Source organism: Candidatus Eisenbacteria bacterium (assembly GCA_035577985.1).
In the GTDB taxonomy this organism is placed as follows: domain Bacteria; phylum Desulfobacterota; class Binatia; order DP-6; family DP-6; genus DATJZY01.
On the sequence record DATJZY010000054.1, the window covers coordinates 17,088 to 43,909 of the forward strand.

Annotated in this window: 23 protein-coding genes and 1 pseudogene; 18 read left to right on the plus strand and 6 right to left on the minus strand. The window is 68.9% G+C overall.

The features are described 5' to 3' along the window. Positions 1–15: 15 nt before the first annotated feature. The 6 genes and pseudogenes from VMS22_08640 to VMS22_08665 all read left to right on the plus strand — a co-directional run bounded on the left by VMS22_08640 (position 16) and on the right by VMS22_08665 (position 3,416). Positions 16–819: pseudogene (locus tag VMS22_08640) on the plus strand (crotonase/enoyl-CoA hydratase family protein). A gap of 21 nt (positions 820–840) precedes the next feature. After that, positions 841–978 carry a hypothetical protein gene (locus VMS22_08645; protein HXJ34096.1) on the plus strand — a complete coding sequence of 46 codons (138 nt, stop codon included), beginning with the start codon at positions 841–843 and terminating at the stop codon, positions 976–978. 110 nt (positions 979–1,088) lie between these two features. Then, entirely contained in the window at positions 1,089–1,436 is a 348-nt protein-coding gene (locus VMS22_08650) for a metalloregulator ArsR/SmtB family transcription factor (GenBank protein HXJ34097.1), read from the plus strand. Positions 1,437–1,439: 3 nt separating this feature from the next. Continuing rightward, a complete protein-coding gene (locus VMS22_08655; protein HXJ34098.1) occupies positions 1,440–1,883 on the plus strand; it encodes an SRPBCC domain-containing protein in 444 nt (147 codons plus the stop codon). Then, on the plus strand, positions 1,880–2,593 hold the full coding sequence (locus tag VMS22_08660) for a DUF899 domain-containing protein (protein ID HXJ34099.1): 714 nt from the start codon (positions 1,880–1,882) through the stop codon (positions 2,591–2,593). The genes VMS22_08655 and VMS22_08660 overlap by 4 nt, the downstream gene beginning before the upstream one ends. Before the next feature lie 7 nt (positions 2,594–2,600). Continuing rightward, positions 2,601–3,416 (plus strand): DUF2182 domain-containing protein, encoded by an 816-nt coding sequence (locus VMS22_08665; GenBank protein ID HXJ34100.1) that lies wholly within the window; start codon positions 2,601–2,603, stop codon positions 3,414–3,416. Positions 3,417–3,444: 28 nt separating this feature from the next. Here the strand turns inward: VMS22_08665 and VMS22_08670 are convergent, their stop codons facing one another. After that, on the minus strand, positions 3,445–4,656 hold the full coding sequence (locus VMS22_08670) for an NADH:flavin oxidoreductase (GenBank protein HXJ34101.1): 1,212 nt from the start codon (positions 4,654–4,656) through the stop codon (positions 3,445–3,447). A gap of 279 nt (positions 4,657–4,935) precedes the next feature. Here VMS22_08670 and VMS22_08675 point away from each other — a divergent pair, with 279 nt between their 5' ends. The 3 genes from VMS22_08675 to VMS22_08685 all read left to right on the plus strand — a co-directional run bounded on the left by VMS22_08675 (position 4,936) and on the right by VMS22_08685 (position 10,350). Next, positions 4,936–7,191, plus strand: a complete 2,256-nt coding sequence (locus tag VMS22_08675; GenBank protein HXJ34102.1) for a hypothetical protein — start codon at positions 4,936–4,938, stop codon at positions 7,189–7,191. 396 nt (positions 7,192–7,587) lie between these two features. Beyond that, positions 7,588–9,261, plus strand: coding sequence for an arylsulfatase (locus VMS22_08680; GenBank protein ID HXJ34103.1), 1,674 nt, complete (start codon positions 7,588–7,590; stop codon positions 9,259–9,261). Positions 9,262–9,369: 108 nt separating this feature from the next. Beyond that, positions 9,370–10,350, plus strand: a complete 981-nt coding sequence (locus tag VMS22_08685; GenBank protein HXJ34104.1) for an HAD family hydrolase — start codon at positions 9,370–9,372, stop codon at positions 10,348–10,350. Between the two features lie 169 nt (positions 10,351–10,519). Here the strand turns inward: VMS22_08685 and VMS22_08690 are convergent, their stop codons facing one another. After that, positions 10,520–11,887, minus strand: coding sequence for a serine hydrolase domain-containing protein (locus tag VMS22_08690; GenBank protein HXJ34105.1), 1,368 nt, complete (start codon positions 11,885–11,887; stop codon positions 10,520–10,522). 296 nt (positions 11,888–12,183) lie between these two features. Here VMS22_08690 and VMS22_08695 point away from each other — a divergent pair, with 296 nt between their 5' ends. The 3 genes from VMS22_08695 to VMS22_08705 all read left to right on the plus strand — a co-directional run bounded on the left by VMS22_08695 (position 12,184) and on the right by VMS22_08705 (position 16,482). Then, positions 12,184–14,016, plus strand: a complete 1,833-nt coding sequence (locus VMS22_08695) for an NAD(P)/FAD-dependent oxidoreductase (GenBank protein HXJ34106.1) — start codon at positions 12,184–12,186, stop codon at positions 14,014–14,016. Positions 14,017–14,170: 154 nt separating this feature from the next. After that, entirely contained in the window at positions 14,171–15,712 is a 1,542-nt protein-coding gene (locus tag VMS22_08700) for a tannase/feruloyl esterase family alpha/beta hydrolase (protein HXJ34107.1), read from the plus strand. Further along, positions 15,709–16,482 carry a retropepsin-like aspartic protease gene (locus VMS22_08705; protein HXJ34108.1) on the plus strand — a complete coding sequence of 258 codons (774 nt, stop codon included), beginning with the start codon at positions 15,709–15,711 and terminating at the stop codon, positions 16,480–16,482. The genes VMS22_08700 and VMS22_08705 overlap by 4 nt, the downstream gene beginning before the upstream one ends. 74 nt (positions 16,483–16,556) lie before the next feature. On the opposite strand, the gene VMS22_08710 is transcribed toward VMS22_08705, so the two are convergent. From VMS22_08710 to VMS22_08720, 3 genes are all read right to left on the minus strand, one after another. Continuing rightward, positions 16,557–17,675, minus strand: coding sequence for a hypothetical protein (locus VMS22_08710; GenBank protein ID HXJ34109.1), 1,119 nt, complete (start codon positions 17,673–17,675; stop codon positions 16,557–16,559). 25 nt (positions 17,676–17,700) lie between these two features. Next, positions 17,701–18,330 (minus strand): hypothetical protein, encoded by a 630-nt coding sequence (locus VMS22_08715; protein ID HXJ34110.1) that lies wholly within the window; start codon positions 18,328–18,330, stop codon positions 17,701–17,703. 528 nt (positions 18,331–18,858) lie between these two features. After that, positions 18,859–20,211, minus strand: a complete 1,353-nt coding sequence (locus VMS22_08720) for an adenylate/guanylate cyclase domain-containing protein (protein ID HXJ34111.1) — start codon at positions 20,209–20,211, stop codon at positions 18,859–18,861. Positions 20,212–20,392: 181 nt separating this feature from the next. Between VMS22_08720 and VMS22_08725 the strand changes: the two genes are divergently transcribed. After that, on the plus strand, positions 20,393–21,010 hold the full coding sequence (locus VMS22_08725; protein ID HXJ34112.1) for a type VI secretion system tube protein Hcp: 618 nt from the start codon (positions 20,393–20,395) through the stop codon (positions 21,008–21,010). 47 nt (positions 21,011–21,057) lie between these two features. Here the strand turns inward: VMS22_08725 and VMS22_08730 are convergent, their stop codons facing one another. Next, on the minus strand, positions 21,058–21,573 hold the full coding sequence (locus tag VMS22_08730) for a L,D-transpeptidase (GenBank protein ID HXJ34113.1): 516 nt from the start codon (positions 21,571–21,573) through the stop codon (positions 21,058–21,060). A 137-nt stretch (positions 21,574–21,710) separates the two neighbouring features. Here VMS22_08730 and VMS22_08735 point away from each other — a divergent pair, with 137 nt between their 5' ends. The 5 genes from VMS22_08735 (at position 21,711) to VMS22_08755 (ending at position 26,515) form a co-directional block, all read left to right on the plus strand. Beyond that, positions 21,711–22,607 carry a TauD/TfdA family dioxygenase gene (locus VMS22_08735; protein ID HXJ34114.1) on the plus strand — a complete coding sequence of 299 codons (897 nt, stop codon included), beginning with the start codon at positions 21,711–21,713 and terminating at the stop codon, positions 22,605–22,607. 251 nt (positions 22,608–22,858) lie between these two features. After that, a complete protein-coding gene (locus VMS22_08740; GenBank protein HXJ34115.1) occupies positions 22,859–23,167 on the plus strand; it encodes a c-type cytochrome in 309 nt (102 codons plus the stop codon). Between the two features lie 34 nt (positions 23,168–23,201). Next, entirely contained in the window at positions 23,202–23,681 is a 480-nt protein-coding gene (locus VMS22_08745; protein ID HXJ34116.1) for a Rieske 2Fe-2S domain-containing protein, read from the plus strand. 63 nt (positions 23,682–23,744) lie between these two features. Beyond that, complete coding sequence (locus VMS22_08750; GenBank protein ID HXJ34117.1) at positions 23,745–24,854, plus strand: cytochrome b N-terminal domain-containing protein; 1,110 nt, start codon at positions 23,745–23,747, stop codon at positions 24,852–24,854. Beyond that, positions 24,851–26,515: a hypothetical protein gene (locus VMS22_08755; GenBank protein HXJ34118.1), complete on the plus strand. Its 1,665-nt coding sequence runs from the start codon at positions 24,851–24,853 to the stop codon at positions 26,513–26,515. Before VMS22_08750 ends, VMS22_08755 begins: the two co-directional genes overlap by 4 nt. The last annotated feature ends 307 nt before the right edge of the window (positions 26,516–26,822 follow it).

A 26,822-nucleotide genomic window follows, 5' to 3' on the forward strand; every position in this document is an offset into this window, starting at 1 on the left:
ACAGGAGACCCCCAAATGGCAGAACCCGCCGTCATCGTCGAGAAGGACGGACACGTCCTCATCGTCACCCTGAACCGTCCCGAGAAGCGCAACGCCGTCAACTGCGAGGTGATGTGCCGCCTCTACGACGCCTGGAACCAGCTCGATCGGGACGACGACCTGCGCGTGGCCATCCTGACCGGCAGGGGCACCACGTTCTGCGCGGGCATGGACCTGTCGGAGATCGCAAAGCTCTCGAGCGGCAAGGCCGACAACGAATGGATGGAGCGAGTGATGCAGGACATTCCCATCATCTACGGGGCCTGGCTCAAGACCTACCGGCCCACCAAGCCCGTGATCCTCGCCGCCGAAGGCTTCGCGCGCGCGGGCGGGACGGAGATCCTCCAGGGCACCGACATCCGCGTCGCAGGCGAGGGCGCCATGTTCGGCGTCACCGAGGTACAGCGCGGCCTCTTCCCGATGGCGGGCTCGACGGTGCGGTTGCGCCGCCAGATCGGCTACGCGGTCGCGGCCGAGATGCTCATCTGCGGCGAGGACCTGCCGGCGAGGCGCGCCTACGAGCTGGGGCTGATCAACCACGTGGTTCCGGACGGACAGGCGCTCGCGAAGGCGAGGGAGATCGCGGCGCGCATCGCGAAGAACGGACCGCTGGCCGTGAAGGCCATCGTCGCCACCTTGCGCTCGACCGAGACGCTCCCCGAAGCCGAGGCGTTCGTGATCGAGTAGCAGCACGGGATGGCGGTGATGGCATCCGAGGACGCGAGGGAGGGCCCTCGCGCGTTTCTCGAGAAGCGCGAGCCGGTGTTCCGGGGAAAGTAGCGGCTGCTGCGCTTCTGACACGTGCCGGCTCGCGAGACGTTTCGCCTCACGCCATCGCGCTGGAACTCGACCCGGCCCATACGCTTCGATGCGGGTCGCGAGGTGGTGCTGAAGGGGCTCGCTGGAACCCACCACGTGTATCCGGTGCGCTTGGCGTAGCGAGCGGCGGTGCATCGGTCGAGACATCCATCCGACGGGTCGTCGGGCGGACAATATTCAACCAATCGGTTGACATAGTACGGCGCGCGTGCGACAAACGAACCATCGCGATGCCGCGTTCTGCCGACGAAGCGCTGAACCGTACCCTCCTCGCTCTCTCCGATCCCACCCGGCGGGCGATCCTCCGCCGGCTCGCCGACCACGACGCGCGCGTGACGGATCTGTCGGCGCCGTTCGACATGTCGCTGGCGGCCGTCTCGAAGCACATCCGCGTCCTCGAGCAGGCCGGTCTCGTGCGGCGGACGATCACGGGTCGCGAGCATCGGCTCACCTTCGACGCGAGCGCGCTCCTTCCCGTCTCCGAGTGGATCGCCGCGCAGCGCGTCGTCTGGGAACGGCGTCTCGACGCCCTCGAAGCCGTCCTCGTGAAGCGCCGCGCGGCGCGTCGAAAGGCCTGACCCATGGCGAACCCATCCCCCGAGCGCCTCGTCGTCGAACGCGTCCTGCCCGCAGCGCCCGCGGAGGTCTACGCCGCCTGGACGACGCCGGAGACGCTCCGCATGTTCATGTGTCCGGGCGACATGAGCGCACCCATCGTCGAGGCCGACGTGCGCGTGGGCGGCAATTTCCGCATCGTCATGCGCGGCGAGCGCGAAACGGAGCATCGCGGCGAGTACCGGGTGCTCGAGCCCGGCCGGCGCCTCGTCTTCACGTGGGCCTCGCCCAGCACCGGATGGGTGCCCACGCTGGTCACGATCGAGCTGTCGCCGCACGAGGACGGAACCCGCCTAGTGCTCGTCCACGAAGGCCTCGCGACGGACGACATCCGCGGCCGCCACCGCCAGGGCTGGACCAGCATCGTCGAGAAGCTCGCCCATTACATCGAGAGGAAGGAGAAGGCATGAGTACCGTAGATCATCCCGTCGTTTCGCACGAGGCGTGGCTCGCCGCGCGCGTCGCATTCCTCGCCAAGGAGAAGGAGTTCAGCCGGCTGCGCGACGAGCTCAGCCGCCAGCGCCGCCAGCTCCCGTGGGAGAAGGTCGACAAGGCGTACGTGTTCGACGGTCCGCACGGCAAGGAATCGCTCGCCGACCTCTTCGGCCGGCGGAGCCAGCTCGCCGTCTACCACTTCATGTTCGGGCCGGACTACGAGGCGGGCTGCAAGAGCTGCTCGTTCTGGGCCGACAACTTCGACGGCATCGACGTCCACCTCGCGCATCGCGACGTGAGCTTCGTCGCCATCTCGCACGCCCCGCTCGCCAAGCTCGAGGCCTTCAAGAAGCGGATGGGATGGCGCTTCAAGTGGCTCTCGTCGTTCCACAGCGACTTCAACTACGACTACGGCGTGTCGTCGACGCCCGAAGCGCTGCAGGGGGAGGGCGCGCCGTACAACTACACGTCGCGCAACACGAGCCAAACCGAGCTGCCGGGAGCGAGCGTCTTCTACAAGGCGCCCGACGGCACCGTGTTCCACACCTACTCCTGCTACTCGCGCGGCATCGATCTCCTGAACGGCGCCTACAACTGGCTCGACCTGACGCCCAAGGGCCGCGACGAGGACGCGCTGCAGTTCACCCAGGCCTGGGTTCGCCACCACGACGCATACGAGGATTGAATCGCGCATGATCGGCGACTTCCGAGCGATGACGCTCGGCGCCGAGCGTCGCGACGCCGGCGGCGAGCCGACGTTTCGCGCGACGGCCACCCTCCTCTTCGTCGCGAGCGCCGCGGTAACGGTCTGGTGGTGCGGCTCGATGTCCGGCGGGATGCCGATGCCCGGCGGGTGGACGATGTCCATGGCCTGGATGCGCATGCCCGGGCAGACCTGGCCGGCGGCCGCCGCATCCTTCATGGCGATGTGGGTCCTGATGATGGTGGCCATGATGCTGCCGTCGCTCGTGCCCATGCTCTCGCGCTACCGCCGCGCGGTACGGGTGCAGAACGAGCGCCATCTCGCGACTCTCACCGCCATCGCGGGTGCGGGCTACCTCTTCGCGTGGGCCGTGTTCGGCGCGGCCGTGTATCCCGTTGGCGTCGTCCTTGCGGCAGCCGAGATGGGCTCGCCGGCGCTGGCGCGCTGCGTGCCCATCGCCACGGGCGTCGTGCTCGTTCTCGCGGGCTGCGCGCAGCGCACGTCCTGGAAGGCCCGCGCGCTCGCGCACTGCCGCGACGTTGCGTGCGGGCGCTCGCTTCCGCCGGACGGCCGCACCGCCTGGTCGCACGGCGTCGGTCTCGGCGTGCACTGCGGCCTGTGCTGCTCCGGTCTCATGGCGGCGATGCTCGTCATCGATGTGATGGACGTCTTCATCATGGGGCTCATCGCGGCCGCCATCACCACCGAGCGCCTCGCGCCGAAGCCGGAGCGAGTCGCCCGCGCGACGGGGCTTCTCCTCGTCGCGACGGGCGTGTTCGAGATCGCGCGCGCCGGATTCGGCTGACGCGCACGGGGGCATCTTCGCAGGGCGCTCAGGCCACGGGACCGGACGCGACGATCGGCTCCGGATGATCGACCACGCAGCGGCTTCCGCTGTAGATCGACACCATACAGCGGTTGCAGTGGATGCAGGTCCCCTCGATCTGCGAGCCGTCCTGCATGCGCCGGACGAGATCCGGCTCGCGCAGCACCGCACGACCCATCGCGACGAAGTCGAAGCCGTCGGTCATCGCCTGGCGCACCGTCGAGAGCTTGTTGATGCCGCCGAGGAAGATGAGCGGCATCGCGACGGCCTTGCGGACTTCGAGCGCCATCGGGCGGAAATAACCCTCGGTGAAGGGATAGGACGGCATGAACCGCTTGCCGAGGAACCGGAACGCGAGGCGCGGGATCGGTGGCAGGATCTTGGCGAAGTCGGCGATGGGCGCCTCGCCCTTGAACAGGTAGATCGGGTTCGCGAGTGACGAGCCGCCGGTCATCTCGAGGGCGTCGAGGTGTCCGTCGACCTCGAGCATGCGCGCGAAGGCGATGCTCTCCGGAGGCATGAAGCCGCCGGGTACGCCGTCGTGAAGCGAGATCTTCGCGGTGACGGCCATGCGCTTCGGTGCCGCGTCGCGCACGGCGGCGACCACCTGGCGCGCGAAGCGGGCGCGGCTCTCGAGGGTGCCCGCCCACTCGTCGCTCCGCGTGTTGAACCGCGGGCTCAAGAACGACGACAGGAGGTAGTTGTGGGCCAGGTGGATCTCGATCGAGTCGAATCCGGCCTGCGCCATGAGCGCGGCGCCACGGGCGTAGTCCTCCGTCACCCGCGCGATCTCCGTCGCGGAGATGGCGCGCGAGAAGCGCATCGAGAGCGGGCTGAACATGCGACGCGGCGAGAGCGCCGGCACGCCGTTGCTCTTCGCGTTCGCCACCGGCCCGGCGTGGCCGATCTGTCCGGCGACGAGCGCGCCTTCGGCATGGACGGCGTCGACCAGACGGCGAAGCCCGGGTACCGCCGCCGGGCGCAGCCACATGCACCCCGCGTCGGTGCGGCCCTCGGGGGCGACGGCGAGATAGGCGACGGTCGTCATCGCGACGCCGCCGCGCACCGGGCGCAGGTGGTAGTCGACCAGCTCCTGCGAGACGAGGCCGCCCGGCGAGACGCCTTCGAACGTCGCCGCCTTGACGAACCGGTTCTTCAACCGCAGCGGACCCAGCGTCGCGGGCGCGAACGGATCGGGCGGGGGCGTTCCGGGGCTCATCGACCCACCTGGCTCCATGATCGCCCCGTAAGTCAACGAGACCGGAAACGACCGCGGGGCGAGCGCGGCGAACCCGGCCTGCCTCGGTTTCGCACGTCGGCTGCATCCGCACGTGCGACTCGCGCGTAGCCCCGTCGACGATGCAAGGACCGCCGCGAAGTCGGGTGAGATCGGATGCGACGGTGATGAGACTTGTGATCGCCGAGGTGAGACCCCCGGCGCGATCGAGGCGATCGGCCTCGTTCACCGCGTGCCGCACAACCTGAAGGAGTACGTTCCATGCATTTCCATCGTATCGGCGCGCTCGCGCGCCGCCTCCCCCTATTGGTCGCTGCGTTCGCCATTGCCGGCGCGCTCCAGGCGACTCCCGCAGCAGACGCTGCATTCCTGCCGCTCCCGGCGAGCGGTGCACAGGTGAACGACGATCCGGTCAACTCGATCGATCCGACCCAGGACGCGGGCATTTGCGACGTCGCCGGCGGAGCGGTCGGCGCCGGGCACGTCAACGTCCCCTGGGCGACTTTCGAGCAGAAGCTCGACGACGCGCAGGAGATCTTCGTGCGCGCGTTCAAGAACGGGGCCTGGGTCACTCAGGGCAACCCGGCGTCACTCAACATCGACCAGACCGAGGAGGCCGAAGGGCCGTCGATCGACTTCGCAGGTACGGGGCGCACCGTTCCGTGGGTCGCCTGGTACGAGCCGAGCGCGGTCTCGGGCTGGCCGACGAACATCTTCGCCAGCCGCTTCGACGCGGCCAACAACCAGTGGCTGGCCTCGGGCCAGGGGCGCGGCCCGCATCACCTGCCCTCCCTCAACATCCACACCCTCCGCACGGCAGAGAACCCCTCCGTCGCCGCCGGCGCCGCCGTCGCGGGCAACGACCCGGCGCCCTGGGTCACCTGGGAGGAGAACGACGGCGTCCCGAACGACGACACGGCGACGCTGCACCAGATCTTCGTCGCGAAGGCGCTGAAGCAGGCCATGCCTGGAACGGAGTGTCCGGTCGGGACGAAGCCGGCGGGCCAGCTGAACGTGAACGGATTCTGCTGGCAGCAGGTCGGCATCGACCGCCTGAACCCGACCGGGCCGCTCCCGTCCGAGAGCGGCGATCCCACCCTCAACGTCGACCCGACACGCTCGGGCGTGGAGCCTGACATCGCCTTCACCGGGCCGAACGACACCGTCGCGTGGGTCGTCTGGTACGAGGAGGACGAAACCCAGATCGACGGGCTGCGTAACAACGACATGGTCTTCGCTGCAAAGATCGTCGCCGACGCCAGCGCCGACGGCGGTTTTCACTGGCTCGCGGTCGGGAACGGAACGGCCGGGCAGACGAACGTCCTCGACACGTCGGGCCAGCACGGCTTCGGCCCCTGCGCCGAGAGCCTGGACGCCGAGGGCGCCTGCTCGCTGAATGCCGTCGTTCGGCGCGACGCCGAGAATCCGCGCGTCGCCGCCGGCGCCCTCAAGCCGGGCGGCACGACCGTGCCCTGGGTGGTGTGGCAGGAGGACCTGGGACAGGGAGACGGCAAGCACGCCATCTTCGTCTCGCGACTGGTGGGCGGTGACCACTTCGAGCTGTTCAATGGCGGAGAGCCGGTGTCGAACACGGACAACGACGCGACCCGACCCGACATCACGTTCTCCGGCAACGTTCCCTACATCACCTGGCAGGAAGAGATTTCCGGTGCACAGGTGACCTTCGTCGGGCACTTCGAAGGGGGTGCCACGGCGCCGGTCTTCAAGCTCGACACGCCGGACGGCGTCCCCAATTCTGCATTCGGCAACGCCAAGATCCCGCAGCGTGCGCCGATTTCGTCCGGCTGCACGGCGAACCCGTTCAACGCCGACGGTGCCGCGTGCCAGGGCGGCGCGATCGGCACGCCGTTCCTCCTCTACACGGCCGGCGACCCGGGCGCGCAGAAGCTGTTCGCCCAGGCCTTCGCGCCGACCGACGTGTCGACGCTCGTCGCCACCGACGTCACGACGACCGACGCGACCCTCAACGGGTCGGCGAATCCGGGCGGCGCTGCCGTTCGGACCCACTTCGATTTCGGCCCGACGACCGCCTACGGCAGCAGCACGGCGGACGCTGCCCTCGACGTTGCGAGCGTCGTGACTGCGTTCGACGCGCTCGTGAGCGGGCTCGCTCAGAACGACACGGTGCACGTGAGGGCTGTCGCCGAGACGGACTTCGTCACCGTCGAGGGTCCCGACCGGAGCTTCGTGGTCGGGAACGCGTCGCCCACCGCGTCGATCGACGGTCTCCCGGACACGGTGAGGGGAAGGGATCTCGGCAAGGGCCGCATGCTCACCGTGCAGATGACCGTGTCCGAGCCCGTGAGCGTGACGCTGGAGATCCTGACCAAGAAGGGCAGGTCCCTTCGCCAGGTGACGATCGACCAGGGCGGCGCCGGCTCTTTCACGGCGCAGATCTCGCTGAAACGCATCAAGGGCAGAGTGACCCTTCGTGTGACGGCGACCGACGCGAACGGCGCAAGCGCCGTCGTCGAGCAGCAATTCCGGGCGAGGTAGGCACCCCACCCACCAACCCCGCGCACACCACCGCGCCGGCGGGACACCCGCCGGCGCGGTGGTGTTTTCGAACGGCTTCAGCCGTGCCACTCGGGCTTTTTTGCCGCATGGGACCCATCGAAGCACCGACCTTGCTCTGGGTGGTAGACGGCACTAGTACTCGCGCATCCATTGACGCGTCCGTCGCCGGCTGCACACGGCGGATCGTGATCTCGCAGCGTCTCACTAGCTAAGGAGGGCGGGATGAAGCGCCTGAGCCGATTGCACGCGTCGCCGATCCCGATCGCGATTGCAGGGACACGGCCGCGGTGCGCGCCGCCGACGAAGGCCGAGGGGTGCACTGAACGGCGTGCTCGCCGAGCTCGGCGAGCACGCGACGTGACGAAAGGAGGAGACATGAAGAGCAGGGTGCTCGCAGTCGTCCTGGCTGCCGCCGCCATCCTGGGCACGGTCTGGTCCGCCGCAGCGGCCGACAAGCCCAACATCCTCGTCATCATGGGAGACGACGTGGGGTGGTTCAACATCGGCGCCTACCATCAGGGCATCATGAGCGGGAAGACGCCGAACCTCGACAAGCTCGCTGCCGAGGGCATGCGCTTCACCGACTATTACGCCGAGGCGAGCTGCACGGCCGGTCGCGCGAACTTCATCACCGGCGAGATCCCGTTGCGCACGGGGCTCACCACCGTCGGACAGGCCGGCGCCGACGTCGGCATTCCGGCGCAGGCATGCACGCTCGCGACCGCGCTGAAGGCGCAGGGCTATGCCACCGGCCAGTTCGGCAAGAACCACCTCGGCGACCTGAACAAGTTCCTGCCGACGGTGCACGGCTTCGACGAGTTCTTCGGCTATCTGTACCACCTCGACGCGATGTCGGACCCGTACTGGTACTCGTTCCCGGTCGACGAGAAGTACTACAACACCTACGGCCCGCGGAGCCTCATCCACAGCTACGCGACCGACAAGGACGACCCGACCGACATGCCCCGCTGGGGGAAGGTCGGTAAGCAGAAGGTCGTCGACGAGGGGCCGCTGCCCCCGTTCCCGGACATGTCGAACGTCCCGAACATGCACGACCTGCCGTTCCTCAAGGCGAAGTACGACATGACCACCTTCGACGAGGTGCTGGTGAAGGCGTCGAGCGACTTCATGGACAAGGCCAAGAAGGACGGCAAGCCCTTCTTCGTGTGGCACAACACGACGCGGATGCACGTGTGGACCTTCCTCTCCAAGAAGTACGGCGGGATGCAGAACAGCGAGACGAACTACGGTCTCGAGGAAGCCGGCATGGCGCAGATGGACGACGCCATCGGCGCCCTGTTGAAGCACCTGGACGACATCGGCGAGGCCGACAACACGATCGTCATCTTCACGACCGACAACGGCGCGGAAGTGTTCACGTGGCCGGACGGAGGCATGACGCCGTTCAGGGCCACCAAGGGCACCGTCTTCGAGGGCGGCTTCCGCGTGCCCGCCATCATTCGCTGGCCGGGCAAGATCAAGCCCGGCACGGTGGAGAACGGCATCTTCTCCGGCCTCGATTGGTTCCCCACGTTGATGAATGCGGCGGGCAACCCGAACATCACCGATCAATTGCTGAAGGGCGTCAAGCTCGGCGATCAGACCTACAAGAACCACCTCGACGGCTACGACCAGACCGATCTCCTCACCGGGAAGGGCCCGTCCAAGCGTCACGAGCTCTGGTACTTCGGCGGCCCGCACCTGGGCGCGGTCCGCCTCGACGACTTCAAGTTCCAGTTCTTCCAACAGCCATGGGGATGGCCGGGCGAAAAGGTGGCGACCGACATGCCCACGATGGTCAACATCCGGCAGGATCCGTTCGAGCGGACGCCAAACCTCCGCGGTGAAAGCTGGAACAACAGCGCGCCCGGGTACACGCTCGACTTCTTCGCCCGTGAGTTCTGGCGCTTCGTCATGGTTCAGCAGTACGTCACCAAGCTGGCGATGACGGCGATCGACTATCCGCCGATGCAGGACCCCGCCTCCTTCAACCTCGACGAGGTGAAGAAGCAGATCGAGGCGATGATGAAGCGACACGAAGGTCAGTGAGCGAACAGCGAGGCGAGCGTCCCGCCGTCGCGGGCCGCTCGCCTCGCACGACTCGGAACCCCGGAGGGACCGTCCATGGGCAAGCGTATCGCAGCCGCCGTCCTCTTCATGCCGCTCCTCCTCGGAGGCCTGGCGGTGCAGGCACAGACCGACCCGCTCCCCTCCTGGAACGACGGCGACTCCAAGAAGGCGATCGTCGAATTCGTGCGGACGACGACGACACAGGGCAGCCCCAATTTCGTACCGGAGGTCGAACGCATCGCCACCTTCGACCAGGACGGCACGCTCTGGGTCGAGCACCCGCTGTACACGCAGGTGCTCTACTGTCTCGACCGCGTGCCGGCGGTCGTGAAGGCGAAGCCCGAGCTGGCGAAGGTGGAGCCCTTCAAGACCGTGCTGTCGGGGAACCGGGAGGCGATGGCGAAGCTGTCGATGGACGACCTCATGAAGATCCTCGCCGCGACGCTGACCGGCATGAGCGTCGACGAGTTCCGGGCCGAGGCGAGGCACTGGCTCGACACGGCGAAGGATCCGCGCTGGAAGCGACCCTTCACCGAGCTCACCTACCTGCCGATGCTCGAGGTGCAGAAGTATCTCCGCGCCAACGGCTACAAGACCTACATCGTCACCGGCGGCGGCCAGGACTTCGTGCGGGTGTATGCCGAGGACGTGTACGGCATTCCGCCCGAGCAGGTGGTCGGCACCGCGGGCGGCACCAAGTACGGCTACGCCAAGGACGGCGAGCCGTTCCTCACCAAGGAGCCGAAGCTGCTCCTGAACGACAACGACGCGGGCAAGCCCGAAGGGATCCATCTGATGATCGGACGCCGGCCATACGCGGCGTTCGGCAACTCGACCGGCGATCGGCAGATGCTCGAGTACACCAAGGCCGGCGCCGGCACGCGGCTCGCGATGCTCGTGCTGCACGATGACGCCGCACGCGAGTACGCCTACGGCCCGGCACGCGGACTGCCCGCGACGAAGGTCGGCACGTTCACCCCGGCGCTCGACGACGAGGCGAAGAAGCAGGGCTGGGTCGTCATCAGCATGAAGAACGACTGGAAGCGCATCTTCGCCTTCGAGCAGTAAGACGGGTCACGCGTCGCTCTCGGCCTTCGCCACCCGTCGCGTGGCCGGCGGCGACCTTCTGGCGGGCTGCAGCGCCTTGCTGCGCGCTGGCGCGGCCGAGGCGCGACGCTTCAATAGGTGGCGGCCGGCGGGTTTGCGGCTCCGGACCGGCCTGACTTCCGACTGTTCGCTAGGAACGTGCTCGCAGACGCGCGAGCCCCGCATCGCTCGCAGACTGGCAGTCGGCGACCGGTACACTCGCGGCCGTGGCCGGCGCGTCACGACGGCGGGCGGCGCCTGCAAGAGCGGCGGCACCGATCCGTGCGATGCGGAGGTCGCCGAAGGGTGTCCCCATGCCGCTATTCACGATGAGCGCCACCGCGAGCTCGCGGCTCGGATCCGCCCAGCCGCCGGAGCCCCCGAAGCCGAAGTGGCCGAAGGCGCGACGCGGAACGCCGCGCGTCGTGAAGACGCCGTGGTAGCCGAGCCGCCAACGCATGTCGAAGGGAATGACGACGCGCGACGACGTCGACGCCTGCACCTGGGTGGCGCGCGCGAGCGTCTCGGGCGACAGCAGCCGTACGCCGTCGAGCATGCCGCCGCCCGCGAGGGCGGCATACATGCGGGCGAGGGCCCGCGCCGTGAAGAGCCCGTTCGCGGCCGGGATGGCGACTTGGAGCGTGGCGTCCGCGCCGAAGTCGAAGGCGGCGATGCCGCGCGGCGCGAGCGCGTCGAGGATGCTCGGCAGATCGAGCTGCACGCCCACGGCGTCGAGCCCGCGCTGGAGGAGCCGGGCCGGTGCGTCGATGTAGTCGCCGAGCTCGCGACCGCCGATGCGCACGAGACCGGTCTCGAGCAGCCGCTGGAGCCCGCGCTGCGGCCAGATGAGCTTGGCCGCGCGCGGCAGCTCCTCGCGCGGCGCACCGACGTAGAGCCCATCCAACCCGAGCGGCTTGGCGATGTACTGGCGCACGAGGTCGGGGAACGGCTTGCCGCCGACGCGCTGGGCCAGCTCGCCCACGAGGAAGCCGTAGGTGAGCCCGTGGTATCCGGTCCGCATGCCGGGTGGGTGAATAGGCGTCGCGCTCTCGATCGCACGGATCATGTGCTGCCAGTCGAGCATGCGCTCGGCGCGGTCGACCATCTGGCGGATGTGGTACAGCCCCGATTGATGCGCGAGCACGTGGCGCACGGTGATCGCGCTCTTGCCGTGCTGGGCGAACTCCGGCCAGTACGCGGCGACCGGCGCGTCGTAGTCGATGAGCCCGCGGTCGACGAGCACGTGCACGAGCGTGGAGGCGACGCCCTTGGTGGTGGAGAAGCTCGGCGCCATCGTCTCGCGGAGCCAGGGACGGCCGATCTCGTCGCGCATGCCGCCCCACAGGTCGGCCACGCACTCGCCGCGCTGGTAGACGCATACGGCCGCGCCACCGGGGTAGGTCGCGAGCTGCCACCGCAGCGCCTCGACGACGCCGACGAAGTCGGGATGCACGATCCCGTCGACGTGCGCCGGCGAGGGCGCGAGCCCGAGCGCGATCGCCACTCGCGAGACGGTCATGCTCCCGCCGTTCCCCTGCCGCCTACTTCGCCGGTGCAAGCGGCGGCCGCTCCGCGGCCGCGCCGGCGAGCTCGGGCATCCGGTCGAACACGAGCAGCATCGCCATGTCGCCCCTCATGCCCGCTAGCACGATGCACACCACGCGGCCGGGGCGCGAAGGAATCCGCGACGGTCGGCCTTCGCGCCGGCCTGTTTCGGCACTTGGGAATCGAGGACCGCCGCTTTCCCGATCCTGCGAGATGTGGCAACGAGTCCGGGGCCCGTCGCCCTGGCATTCCCGCTGCTTGTCACACCCGATGACTCTCCAGCCGATCGACCGCGAAGCCCTGCGCACCAAGTACCGTGAGGAGCGCGACAAGCGCCTCCGGCCCGACGGGAACGCGCAGTACGTCGAGCCGACGGGCCCCTTCGCCCACCTCGTCGACGATCCGTTCACGCCCAGAGTCGAGCGGAAGCCCTGCTTCGACGAGGTCACGGTGGCCTTCATCGGCGGCGGCTTCGCGGCGCTGTGCACGGGCGCCCGGCTGAAGCAGGCCGGCATCACCGACGTCCGCATCATCGACGGCGCGGGCGACGTCGGCGGAGTCTGGTACTGGAACCGATACCCGGGGGCCATGTGCGACACGGCGGCGATGGTCTACCTGCCGCTCCTCGAAGAGACCGGGCACACGCCCACGATGAAGTACGTGTTCGCGCCCGAGATCTTCGCGCACGCGCAGCGGATCGCGAAGCAGTTCGGCCTCTACGAGAATGCGCTCCTCTCGACGTCGGTGACGCGCCTCGAGTGGGACGACGCCGCGTCCCGCTGGGTCGTCCATACGGACCGCGGCGATCGGATCCGCGCGCGCTTCGTCGCCATGGGCACGGGGCCGCTCAACCGGCCGAAGCTGCCCGGCATCCCCGGCATCGAGACGTACGGCGGCCACTGGTTCCATACCTCGCGCTGGGACTACCCCTACACCGGCGGCGATCCGTCCGGTGCGCCGATGACGAAGCTCGCCGACAAGCGCGTCGCCATCATCGGCACGGGCGCCACGGCGGTGCAGTGCATCCCCCCGCTCGGGCGCGACGCGAAGGAGCTCTTCGTCTTCCAGCGCACGCCGTCGTCGATCGACGTCCGCAACAACCACCCGATCGATCCGGCATGGTTCAAGGCGCTGAAGCCCGGGTGGCAGCAGGAGTGGCTCACCAACTTCGCCACCCTGCAGACCGGCGGCTTCGCCGACGAGGACCTCGTGAAGGACGGGTGGACCGACATCGCCATCCGGGTCCGCGACCGCGTCGTCCAGGACATGGGCGCCAGCGGCAGCATCCTCGACATGGCGGCGATCCAGAAGGCGTTCGAGGACAGCGACGACGAAAAGATGACCGAGATCCGTGCGCGGGTCGACGCCATCGTGAAAGACCCGAAGACGGCGGCCGCGCTCAAGCCGTGGTACCGGCAGCTCTGCAAGCGCCCGTGCTTCCACGACGAGTACCTGCAGACCTACAACCGCCCGAACGTCCACCTGGTCGACACCGACGGCAAGGGCGTCGAGCGCATCGACGCGACCGGCGTGTGGGTCGCCGGCGTTCACTACGACGTCGACTGTCTCGTCTTCGCGTCGGGCTTCGAGTTCGCGACCGACTACTCCCGCCGCGCGGGTTTCGAGACGATCGGCCGCGGCGGCCGTACGCTGTCGGCGGACTGGGCCGACGGCATGCGCACGATGCACGGCATGCACGTGCACGGCTTCCCGAACCTCTTCATCGTCGGGCTGGGGCAGAACGGCAACCTCATCTCGAACATCACGCAGAACCTGGACGACGCCGGCAAGACGATCGCCGCGATCCTCCGCCACGCGCTCGACGTCGGCGCCGCGGAGGTGGAGGTCACCGAAGCCGCGGAGAACGCCTGGGTCGACCTCATCGAGAGCAGCCCGCAGGGCTTCCTCGGCAATCCGGACTGCACGCCCGGCTACTACAACAACGAGGGCGGGCCGATCGGCCGCCGCGAGCGGCTGAACGTGGGCGGGTACCCGCTCGGGCCGGTCGCCTACTTCCAGTACATCGACGAGTGGCGGCGGTCCGGCGCGTTCGAGGGCCTCACCTTCCGGAGCGAGCCGGCGGCGGCCGCCGCCGCGAGCTGACGGCACCGGACAGCGAGGCCGACCCGATCGCGCGAGCGCGCCGGCACCTCGCGTGACTGGGTAGTGCCTCAGTTTGATTGAGACACGACCCGTGACTGACCTCGCTGGCGCCGACGTCGCCGATCCGACTATGGTCGTGCGGAGGATCCGCCTGGTGAGAAGACGCCACTTCGCTCTCGCGATGGCCGTGATCGTCGCCACGGCGGGCGGCGCTCGCGGCAGTGGATCGAGAGCGGTTCGAGGCTGCGAAAGCCTGGCCACGGAGAGCTTCGCGGACGGCAGCCGCATAACGAGCGCCGTCGTCGTTCCCAAGGCCGGTCCCGCACCCGAGTACTGCAAGGTGACGCTCGTCGTGCCCGAGCAGATCAACGTCATCGTGGGGCTTCCCACGACGACCTGGAACGGACGCTACCTCGCTCTTGGTGGTGGAGGCATGAACGGGACCGTGGCAGCGCCGCTCGGGTCGGTGATAGCCGGCTACGCAGGATCGACGACCGATACGGGGCACATGGGCAGCCCGCTGTCGGCCGAGTGGGCATGGTCGCCGACGGGGCTCGACACCGCGCTGATCGACGACTTCGCGTACCGCGCCAACCACGAGATGGCCGTCAAGACGAAGGCGCTCATCAATCTCTTCTACGGCCAGCCGCCGGCGTTCTCGTACTGGAACGGCTGCTCCAGCGGGGGCCGCGAGGGCATCACGGAGGCGACGCGCTTTCCCGAGGATTTCGACGGAATCGTGGCGGCGTCGCCGGCGATCAACTGGACCCGCTTCGTCCCCGCCGAGATGTGGCCGCCCCTCGTCATGCATGCTCGGAAGAACTACCTCCCACTGTGCAAGCAGGTGGCGGCCAACGCGGCGGTGCGCCGCGCGTGCGACGGGACGGCCGACGGTGCGAAGGACGGGCTGATGGACGCGCGCTTCTGCCGCTTTTCGGCGCGCAAGCTCGTCGGGTTGCCGACGCCGTGCGGTGCGCTCACCAAAGCCGACGCGGCGGTCCTGCAGCAGATCTGGCGAGGGCCGCGTCGCGCGAACGGGAAGCTTCTGTGGTACGGCCTCGAGCCGGGAACGGACCTGGGCACCGTGCCCATCCTGACGCTCGCGGCGACGGTGCCCGGCGATGCGACGCCGTTCGCGATCGCCGAGCAGTGGCTGCGGTTCTTCATCCACGAGGATCCGACCTGGGACTGGCACGGCGAGACGCTGGACCAGCTCGCCGATGATTTCGACACCTCGGTGAGGGAGTGGCGCGACGTGCTCGCGACGGATGATCCCGACCTCTCGGCGTTCAGCGCGCGCGGCGGCAAGATCATCATCTGGCATGGTCTCGCCGATCAGCTGATCTTTCCGCGCGGGACGATCCACTACTACAAGCGGGTCGTAGCGCGGAACGGTGGCCTTCGGCGCACGGCGGAGTTCGCGCGCCTGTTCCTTCCGCCGAACTCGCCGCATTGCTCCACCGGGCGCGAGGGGCCCTATCCCGTGGATCCGTTGAGCGCCGTCGTGAAGTGGCGTGAGGAAGGCGTGGCCCCGGCGACGCTCGACGGAGCGGGGACGACCACGGGCAACAGGACGCTCACGCGCAAGCTCTGCCCATACCCGCAACGGATGGCATACAAGGGCGCGGGCGACGTCCTCGCGGCGGAGAGCTTCACCTGCCGCGGGCCGTCTCGTGTGATGACGGCGCATCCATGACACGGCGTCATCGTCACGCCTTCCGCGCGACTGGATGTGCGGTGGCGCTCCTGCTGGCCAGCCTCGCCGGCCGAGCCGGCGCTGCCGGACGCGAGATCGCGCTCACGCGCGACGGGTCGATGTACCGGATACCCGTGACGCTCAACGGCCGGCTCGTCCGTCCGTTCATCGTCGACACCGGAGCCGGCGAGGTGCAGGTGTCGAGCGACGTGCTGCGAGCGCTGTTCCCTCGGGGCGCGGCGCCTCCGGTGTATCTTCCCGATGGCACGTATCGGCTCGCCGACGGCCGCATGGTCAGCAACAGGCGATTCCTGATCCACAGCCTGCGCATCGGCGATCATGAGTTTCGCGACGTGACGGCCTCCGTCGGTGGACCGTACGCGCAGCTGCTGCTCGGGCAGAACGTGCTCGACCGCCTGGGAACGTGGAGCATCGACGGCCGGCGGAGCGTGCTCGTGCTCGGCGAGCGTCCGAGCCGACGACCCGGTAGTGAGTGCACGGACTGGCGGACGGCGCCCGACGACTGCGAGGTGGCCGTCGTGCGGGACTTTCTTCGCGGCGTACGACCGCGACACGACGTGACGACGCTGAAGCTCCTTCGCAGCGACGGCTGGGAAGCATCGGTGCTGGCGGATGTCGTCAGGGACGGCCGCGGGAGAACGGCGCGCCTCTGCGGTCCCATCGATCTCCGCCACCGGTTCACGGGATGGCGGGTCGTCGCCGCTCCGGGGCTGCGCGAGGTCGGTCCGGACGTCCGGTGCCTTCCGTGAGGTTCACTTGTCGGACGGGGTGGCCGGGTCGTCCCCGAGCCACCCCGTCGTTGCACCTGTTCCTCCGGATGGGGCTACCGGAGCGCCGTCACGGCGCTGCGCGCCCCACCGATCTGATCCTGGAGCAACGCCAGACACGACGCCGTCACGCGGCGCCGCTTGGCCGCCTTGATCAGGCTGCGCTCGACGCCGGCCAGCGTCTTGTCCGCCCGATCGAGGGCGTGGACGAAGGCTCGGTCTCCGCTCTGGTCGGCGGCCTGAACCTTCTTCTGCGCCGCAGTCATCCGGCGCGCGAGCATCCGGCTGACGGCAGGCTTGATGGTGCTGCCGTCGCAGGCCGGATCGACACCGATGGTTCCGAGCGCGCATTCCAGTCGTTGCGCACCGGCGAGTGTGTCACAGGCCGACAGCCCCGTGCCGACAATCGTCGTCGACGTCACCGTCGAGGACGGCGTGGTCGTCGTCGGCGCAGTGGTGGTGGTTTCGTTGGGGTTGGTCGTGGTCGTCGACGTCGTGGTCGGTACGGTGGTCGTCGTCGACGAAGTAGGGAGCGTCGGCACCGACGGGTCGCAGTCGCCGGTCGCCCCGGGAACGGACGACAGGAGCGCGACTACACCTCGGTCGGGCAGATCGCCCGTCAGCGGGTTCGACGTCAGGTCGCGTCGGATCGAGAGCTTCAGCAAGCCGTTCGGCGTCACCGGACACGCGCAGCACTCGGTCAGCTGCTGGTCGGCGGCGAGCACGTAGAGGTTTGCGCAGAGCGTTCCCGGCTCCGGCGATCCGGGTCGGCGGGCCCCGATTGAATCCTTCTCTTCTTCACATCGACACTGTCCGGCACCGCTCCCGTTGTCGAGGATGTCCCCGCACTTCTCGGTGAGATCATCGAGCTCCGCCGCCGTGAGCGCGGCGTCCTGGAACGGGGTCTCCGTCGTGAATAGCGCCTTGCCGTCGCCGTCGGACCCTTCAGGATGCGCAGCCCACGCCCGCAGGCCGGCGCTACCCGGATTCGAGATCCGGACCGAGCCGTCGAGGTCTTTCGCCGCGGACGTCGTGCTGCGCGTGAAGCGGTCCATCTTGAAGACGTCGGTGGGAAGGGTCTGGGCGCGGACGTGTCCCGCGCCCGCGAGGGTCGCGAGCGCGATCGCACCCGGGACGACCGAGAGGTTCGTCAGCCTTCGTAGGATGTGCAGCATGGCCATGTCCTCCGTTCACGCGCGCTCATGGCTTCTCCCCGTCGACCCCACATGAGCAGACCCCATGTCCGCTGCCGTTGTCGCGGATGTCGCCGCATTTGTCGGTGAGCGTCGTCAGCTCGTCGGTGCCGAGCGGCGCCTTCTCGAAGGCGGTCTCGGTCACCGCTCCCGAGTCCTGCACGTGGGTTCCCCACGCGATGAGGCTCGGGGTCGGAACGGGCGCGGTGGCGTCGCACTTGAGACGCGAGTGCCCCCGGTCGCTCGTCTCGACGGTTCCGGTCGACGAGACGATCTTGATCACACCGCTGGGGAAGCTGTCGGACGTCAGCGGGTTGTTGGTGAGATCGGAGCGGACCGAGAGCGTGACGAGGCCGTTCGGCGACACGGGACAGCCGCAGCACTCGGCGAGCTGCTGATCGGGACGGAACACGTAGACCATCGCGCACAGGTCGCCCGCGGTCGGATCGGCGAGCGTCGGTGCGCCCGTCGTCCCGGGATTCGTGATCCGCACGGTGCCGTCGGTGGAAGACTCCCAGGACGCGTTGTCGAAGTAGTTGATCGCGAAGACGTCGGTCTGCTGCGCCCAGCTCGTGGCGGACAAGAGCGCGACGGCGAGCGCAGGCGCGACGCGCAGCATCCCCTTCAGAAAAGTCATGATGTGCTCTCTCCCTGGTTGCTTGGCGATGGAACATGCGATCGTTGTGGACGCCGTCCGCGCGGCGCGCGCGGCGGCGCGCGTGCGCCCGAGCGCTCGTCGCCGACACCATCCCCGAGAGGACGAACAGTCCCTGTCCGCGTGACCATGCGGTACCCGGCTCCTTCTGGCGGGGCCGCATCCGCATCGAGCCGACGTCGTGTCGTGTGTCCGGTTCGATGTCGGAGATCACGACCCCGCGTCGCGAGAGCTGAGCAAGTTCCTCGCCACGGACACCTGCCGGGGCGCAGCGGTGTTCGCTGCGCGACGAAATGGAGCGCGAGCCGCCTTCAACCGGGGCTTCGTCGTCCACCATCACGATCGGATGGCCCGGACGTCTCCGTTCCGATCACCGTGAGCCGCGCCTCCGCGACTCGCTCCGGGCGTTCCGGGGCGGCGTATTGGGTGACCCGCCCGCGCAGCGCTGCCACCCACTAGCCCGTCGGCGTCATTCGACCGCCTGGGCCGAGGACGTAGGCGCCCGTCGCGCTACCCGGCCAGCTCGTAGAGCCGCCACGCACCGTCGATGCCCTTGAGTGCGTGCTCGCCCCGCTCGGTGAACGACCAGTTCCCGCCGAGGAGGAGATCGCGCACGGTCGACGAGACCCAGGTCACGCCACCGGGGGCCGTCTGCTGCACGCGCGCCGCGAGGTTCACCGCGAGACCGGTCACGTCGCCGTCCTCGCGCACGACGATCTCCCCCGCGTGCAGGCCGGCTCGTATCCCGAGGCCGATGCGCTTCAGCTCGCTCACGAGCTCCGTCGCGCACGCCACGGCGTCCGAAGGTGTCGTGAAGGTCATGAGAAGCCCGTCGCCCGTGTTCTTGACCAGCTTCCCCGCGTGACGGCCCGCCATCTGCCAGGCGATGCGGTCGTGGCGGTCGAGCATCTCGCGCCAGGCGGCGTCGCCCACCCCGGCCGAGCGCGCGGTCGAGTCCACGATGTCGGTGAAGAGCACGGTCGCGAACCGCCGCTCGCTCTGCGCCACCGGGGCGCGGCCGGTCACGAACTCGAGCCAGACGTCGTTCAGCTCACGCCAGCTCGGCATGATCCAGCAGAGGTGATCCTCGCCCGGCCACTGCACATACCGCGCCCCGGCGATGTGCTCGGCCAGGTAACGGCCGAACGCCGGGGGGATGCACCGGTCGCCGACCACGTTCAAGACCAGCGTCGGTGCCCGGATGTCCCCGAGCCGGGCGTTGGCGTCGAGACCGAGGATGCTGTCGAACTGACGTCGCAGGTCCCCCCGGCTGCACGTCTGGCGCTGGAAGCGCCCGACCCACCGGATGAAGTCCGGGTCGTCGTTCCGGCTCGGGGCGAAGAGATCGACCATGTGCTCGGGCGCGCGCCCCCATCCGTCGATCATACGATTGAAGCGGTCGAGCACCTCCCGCTGGCGCATCGGCGGATCGTCATCGTGACGCCGGAGGTCGCCGCGCGCCGAGAGGCCGACCATGGAGTTCGCGAGAACGAGGCGATCGACTCGCTCCGGGAACATGGCGGCGAAGAACTGCGCCATGATCCCGCCTTCGGAGAGACCGAGGACGTGCGCGCGCTCGATCTGTTCGGCGTCCATGACGGCTTTGATGTCGTCGATCCGCTGCTCGAGGGTCGGCGTCGCCTCGAAGCGATCGGAGCTGCCCATGCCCCGCTTGTCGAACTCGATCACCCGGACGTACTTGCCCATGTACTCGCGGCTCCGGCGGTAGGTCTCGTGCTCCCAGGTGAGCTCGACGTTGCAGAGCAGCCCAGGAATGATGATCAGGTCCGGACCCGAGCCCCATCTCTGGTAGGCGATGTTGAGATCGCCGCTGCGCGCGTATTTGACGTCGGAGATGTCCATCGGACCCCTGCGTGTCGCCAGACGCTTCTACAAGGACCGGCGCCACGCTGGCAATGTAGCTGACCAGCCGCCGGAAGGCCTGAACGCGCTCTGAGTCCTACGGAGGGTGGTTGCCAGCCGGATCGCCCGGGCGTATTGGCGCGACGAGGAGGCAGGCATGCGGAAGCGGACGAGGAGCGGAGTGAGGGCCCTGCACCGCACGGTCGCGAGCGCCATGCTCCTGGGGCTCGCCGGCTCGGCCGCCGCGCAGACCGGGTCGCAGATCAACGCCTGCGTCATGACGGCGACCGGCCGCGTACGCATCGTGGATGGGGCGGGGGGCTGCAAGAAGAAGGAGCAGTCGCTCTCGTGGGCCGCGGCGGGCACGCCCGGCGAGACCGGGCCGCAAGGACCGCCCGGGACGCCCGGGTCGAACGGGCCGCCGCCCTGTCACGCGATCGGTCGGCTCACGCTCGCGGGAATCGTCGGCGACGGAGCCGGCGGCAGCATGGTCGTCGACGCCTATCACGTTGCGCTCGAGCCGGCTCCCGTCGGAGGGCCGCCGAACGTGATCGACTTCACGGTGACGAAACCGGTCGACAAGGCCTCGCCCGCGATCGCCATGGACGCGGTGCTGGGAACGCCGATTGCGACCGGCACGCTCGAGATCTTCGCCGCCGACGGCGTCACGGTCGCGACGACGTACACCCTGGGAACGGTCTTGATCTCGAGCTTCGCATCGGGTGCGCCGGCTTCGTGCTCGATCGAGATTCCGACCGAGAACGTGTCGCTCAGCTTCGCGACGATCGTGATCTCGTAGAGCGTTCTCGCGCCATCGCGGTGCGCGGACGAGCGAGCCGATCGCCGCTACTGCTCGACGACCACTTCGGTCCCGAGCTTGACGCGGTCGTAGACCTCGACGACATCGTGGTTCGACATGCGCACGCAGCCGTGGCTCACGGCTCGTCCCAGCGCCGAGGTCTTGGTGGTACCGTGGAAGCCGACCTGCCAGCCGTGCGCATTCGCGAAGCCTATCCAGCGAAGACCGAGCGGGTTGTTGAGACCCGGCGGAACGCGTCCGCGATCGGGCAAGTTGGGGTTGTTGAAGTCGAACGCCAGGAAGTCGGGATTCTCGACCAGTTCCGTGACCTGAAACCGTCCCGCTGGCGTCGGCCACCGCGGCTGCCCGATGGCGACTGGATACCCCTGCGGCGGCTTCTTGACGTCGTTCTCCACGACGTAGAGCCGCCGCTCGTCGAGGCGCAGCAGAAGGTAGAGGTCCTTTTTCGCGGTCGTCGGCGTCGGCTCGGGACGCGGCCCGGCGACCCCACAGCCTGCGGCGAACGCCAGGAGAAGGGCAACTAGGCCATGCGGGGCCGGCACCCTGCGGTGTCCGTGCGCTCGAGGGCTGGGTCCATTCCACGGCATGGACCCGCATTGCCAGAATTTTCGGCCTCTTCAAAGTGACGAGGCCGGTCGGGACTTTCCGGCACCCGGCCGACTTTGCCATGCTGGCGCCCATGAAGATCGACTTCACGGCTCCGGTCGGTCCGAAGAAGTTCCTGCGCGCGCGGCGGGACGAGCTGGCGGCCATGCGCTTCGGGCGCATCGGCGTCGAGCAGCTCGGCGCGACGCTGGGCGCCGAGATCTCGGGCGTCGATCTGCGACGGCCGCTCGACGACGAGACCTTCGCCGAGGTCGAGCGCGCGCTGCTCGCCTTCAAGGTGCTCTTCTTCCGCGATCAGGACCTCTCGCCCGCCGAGCATGCGGCCTTCGGACGGCGCTTCGGCGAGCTCGAGATCCATCCCTTCCTGCCGTCGCCCGAGGGCTGCCCCGAGGTCGTCCTGCTGGCGAAGAACGAGAGCATCGGCGGCTACGAGAACGCCTGGCACTCCGACGTCACGTGGCGGGTCGCGCCGTCGCTGGGCTCGATCCTGCGCTGCCGCGAATGTCCGCCGGTGGGAGGCGACACGCTCTTCGCCGACATGGCCGCCGCCTACCAGGGCCTGCCCGGGCAGGTGCGCGAGCAGATCGACGGCCTGCGCGCCGTGCACGACTTCACGATCACCTTCGGGCGCATGCTCTCGCCCGAGGAGCTCGCCACGAAGCAGAAGGAGTATCCTGCGGTGTCGCACCCGATCGTGCGCACGCATCCGGCGACCGGTGAGAAGATGCTGTACGTGAATCGCGGCTTCACGAGCCACGTCGAGGGATTCGAGCCCGATGAGAGCCGCCGCCTGCTCGCATACCTCTATCAACAGGCGAGCTATCCCGAGTACCAGGTGCGCTTCCGCTGGCGGAAGAACTCGATCGCCTTCTGGGACAACCGCTCGACCCAGCACTATGCGAGCTCGGACTACTGGCCCCAAGTGCGCGTGATGGAGCGCGTGACGGTGGTCGGCGACCGGCCCTACTGAGCGGGCGAGGAGGAGTACCACCCACGCCAATTCGACCGCGACGCCCTCGAGCCGACGTCGGGCCCTGATCACCCGCGCGTCGCCTCTACCGGCGGAGGCTGTGAGCGTCTCCTCTTGTCCCCGGAAGCGAGAAGTGCTTTTCAGGTCCGCGCGCCCGCACGACACCGCCGAGGTGTCGAGCAGCGCTCGATCGACGACGCGAAGACGTCGCGTTCGACCAACCGATCGCAACGACGAGAAGGAGATCGCTCATGGGTCTCGGATTACGCTGGCTCGGTGTCATCGTGCTCGCCGGAACCTCCCTCGCGTACGCCCAAAGCGGCGCGCCCGAGGCCTACGACAAGAAGTGCAAGCTGTGTCACAGCATCAAGGGCGAGGGCGGCAAGCAGGCCGACAAGGGCGGCCCGCTCGACGGTGTCGGCGGCAAGCACGATCGCGCCTGGTTCGAGAAGTACCTGCAGGACCCCAAGGCGGTGAAGCCGGACACGAAGATGCCGAAGTTCAAGTACACCGACGAGGAGCTGAAGGCGCTAGTCGACTACCTGCTCAGCCTGAAGTGAGGCGAGCGGGCGGCAGGAGCGTTCGGGTGATGCGGTGCCGGCGGACGTGACCCCGGGCACGATCCCCGATCCGGATCGTCGCCGGCTGCTCAACTGGTTCCTCGGCACGTCGTTCGGAGCGCTGCTCGCCTCCATCGTGTATCCGGTTGCGCGTTTCCTGAATCCACCGGAGGTCGAGACGGCCGCGACCAACGAGGTTGACGCCGGCGCAGCCAACGACCCCGAGTTCGTCGCCAAGGGATACAAGATCGTCCGCTTCGGCAGCGAGCCCGTCATCGTCGTGCGCGTCGGCGAGACGGACTTCCGCGCCTTCTCCGCGGTCTGCACCCACCTCGCCTGCATCGTGGAGTATCTGAAGGCCAACCAGATCATCCACTGCAACTGCCACAACGCGCAGTTCAATCTGCAGGGCCAGGTCGTGGGTGGGCCGCCTCCGAAGCCGCTGCCGCCCTTCGGCGTCCACGTCGTGGCCGGGGCCGAAGGCTCGGCACGCGTAATCGTCTCACGGAGCTGAGCCCTGAAGCCCGCGCGCACGAGGATCTACGAATGGTTCGAGGAGCGCCTCTCCCTGGGCGCGCTGCTCGAGTTCGCGCGCCACAAGACGGTACCGGTCCACCGCTACGCCGCCATCTACTACTTCGGCGGCATGACGCTCTTCTTCTTCGTCGTCCAGGTCCTGACCGGCATCCTGTTGATGCTGTACTACCGCCCGACCGCCACCGAGGCGTTCGAGTCGGTCGAGCTCATCATGACCAACGTGTCGTTCGGCTGGCTCATCCGGTCGCTGCACTCCTGGTCGGCGAACCTCATGATCTTCTTCGCCTTCCTGCACCTCGCCTCGGTGTACTTCACGAAGGCGTACCGCCCGCCCCGCGAGCTCACCTGGGTCACCGGCTGCGTCGCGTTCTTCCTGGCGCTCGGTTTCGGCTTCTCCGGTTATCTGCTGCCCTGGAACGAGCTCGCCTTCTTCGCGACCCGCGTCGGCACGCAGATCCCGTCCACGATCCCGGTCGTCGGCGAGTGGATCATGCGGTTTCTCCGGGGCGGCGAGCGCGTGACGACGGCCACCGTGTCGCGCTTCTACGGCTGGCACGTCGCGATCCTGCCGGCGCTCATGGTCGTCGTGCTGGGGCTTCACCTGCTCTTGGTCCAGCTCCTCGGCATGAGCGTACCGCCGCCGGCGGCAGACGAGGCGAGGCGACGCCGGCCCATGCCGTTCTTTCCGCACTACGCGCTGCGGGACTTCCTCGGCTGGCTGGTCGCGCTCGGCGTGCTCGCCGCGCTCGCGGCGCTGTTCCCCTGGGAGCTCGGCGAGAAGGCCGACGCCTTCGCGCCCGCGCCCCCGGACATCCGACCCGAGTGGTACTTCATGTTCATGTTCGAGACGCTGAAGGTCATGCCCGGTGGCTCGATCGGCGGGCTCGAATACGAGGCGATCCCGATTCTGGGCTTCGGCCTGGCCGCGCTGCTGCTGCTGCTCGTCCCCTTCCTGGACCGGGGGGTCGTGCGGCGCGGACGGAGCCCCGTGTTCACGGCCGTCGGCGTGGTGGCGGTCGTCTACATGGTGGCGCTCACGGCGTGGGGCTATCGCTCGCTCGCCCCGGTCTACGCCGTGCTCGGAGCCGGCATCCTGGTGTGGCTCTTCGCGTGGGCGATCGAGCGGCACGAGAACGGTGGAGGTGGATGAGGACCGCAGGACTCGTCGTGGCGGTGCTCATGGCGGTTCGGGTGGCTGCGCAGGCCGAGCCGCGAGCCACCTCGTGCACGATCTGCCACGCGAACGCCGACGTGGCGGGCGAGGCGTCGCCCGCGATCGTGGAGCACGAGAAGGGCGGCGTGCATGCCGCCGCCGGTCTGTCGTGCCACGACTGCCACGGCGGTAATCCCGACCCCGCGCTCGCCGACTCCCTCGAGGCGATGGACGAGGCATACGCGGCCAACCCGTTCCGCGGCGCGCCGAAGCGCGCCGACGTCCCGGCGTTCTGCGGCCGCTGCCATTCGGATCCCGCGTTCATGAAGCGCTTCAAGCCCGGGGCCCGGGTCGATCAGGAGCGGGAGTACTGGACGAGCCGCCACGGTGAGCTCCTGAAGCAGGGCGACGCGAACGTCGCGACCTGCGTCGACTGCCACGGCACGCACGGCATCCTGTCTCCCGCCGACGTCGCGTCCCCGGTCCACCCGCGGCACGTGGCGGAGACGTGCAGCACGTGCCATTCCGACGCCGCGCGGATGGCGCGCTACCGGCTCCCTGACGGCCGGCCGCTGCCGACCGACCAGTACGCGCGATGGCGGCGCAGCATCCACGCCGAGTTCCTGCTCGTGCGCGAGGATCTGTCGGCACCCACCTGCAACGATTGCCACGGGAATCACGGCGCCCAGCCCCCGGGACTCGAATCCGTCGCCTTCGTGTGCGGCCAGTGTCACGCGCGCGAGGCCGAGCTCTTCCGCGCCAGCCCGAAGGCCGTCGCCTTCGAGCAGCACGAGGCGCTGATGGCAGGCGCGGGCGAGGCCGGATGCGCGGACTGCCACGACTCCCCGCAGGCCACGCTCCGGCGGACGGTCTCGTTCACGCAGTGCGCGACCTGCCACGGCAACCACGGCATCACGCGCGCGACGATCGAGATGCTGTCGCCCCTGCCGGAGACGCCCTGCGAGTTCTGTCACGAGCAGGAGCCCGGCGACGAGGGCGCGAGAGCGCAAAGCCGGTATGAGTCGTTGCGCAGCGCTCTCCTCCAACAGGCAGCCGCCACGGGCCTCCGCGGACCCGCGCTCTTCGAGTGGCTGGTCGCGCAGGCGCGCACGCTCCCGACCCACACGACGGCACCATCGGCGACGGGGGCCAGCCCCAGCCTCCGCCCCGAGTTCGAACGCCTGTTCACGAAGTTCCGCATCGGGACGGCGGAGAACACCGCCGCGGCCGCCACGAGCACCGCGCTGAGCTGCGCGAGCTGCCATCCGCCCGACGAGGGCGCTGCGGTCGCGACGGGCAAGGCATTCGTGGATCACATGCGCTTGCTCACGAGTGCGACGGCACGCGCCCAGCGCCTGCTGCTCGTGGCCCGGCGTGGGGGGGTCGAGGTGCGGCAGGTCGAGCCGCACGTGGATGCGGCCGTGGCCGCGCAGATCGAGCTCGAGGTGCTGGTCCACACCTTCTCGAGCGCCCCCGACGGTCCGTTCCTCGCCAAGTACGATGATGGGATCAAGCACGCGCAGAGCGCGCTCGTCGGAGCGCGCGCAGGCCTCGACGAGCTCGGCACCCGCCGCCGCGGGCTGCTCGTGTTCCTGGGCATCCTGGCGCTCGCGCTGATCGCGTTGATCTTGAAGATCCGCCAGCTGTCGGGAGACTGAGCTGCGCACGCGCCGCCGCGTCGTGCCGGCGCCGACGCTCCCCGGCTGATCGATCTGACGGTGCTCCCGGGGTCGCCGTTCGACGGCAAGGCGATGCGCGAGCCGCGACATCGAGAAGAACGACTGACGATCGGCCAGCGCGCGGACGCGCTACGGCTCGATGACGACCGGTGTCCCGATCCGGACGTGCTCGTAGACGCGAACGACGTCGGCGTTCCGCATGCGGACGCATCCGCCGCTGACGGGTTTGCCGAGCAGCTCCGGGTGCGGCGTCCCGTGGATGCCCGTCTCCCACCCGTCGCCGTGC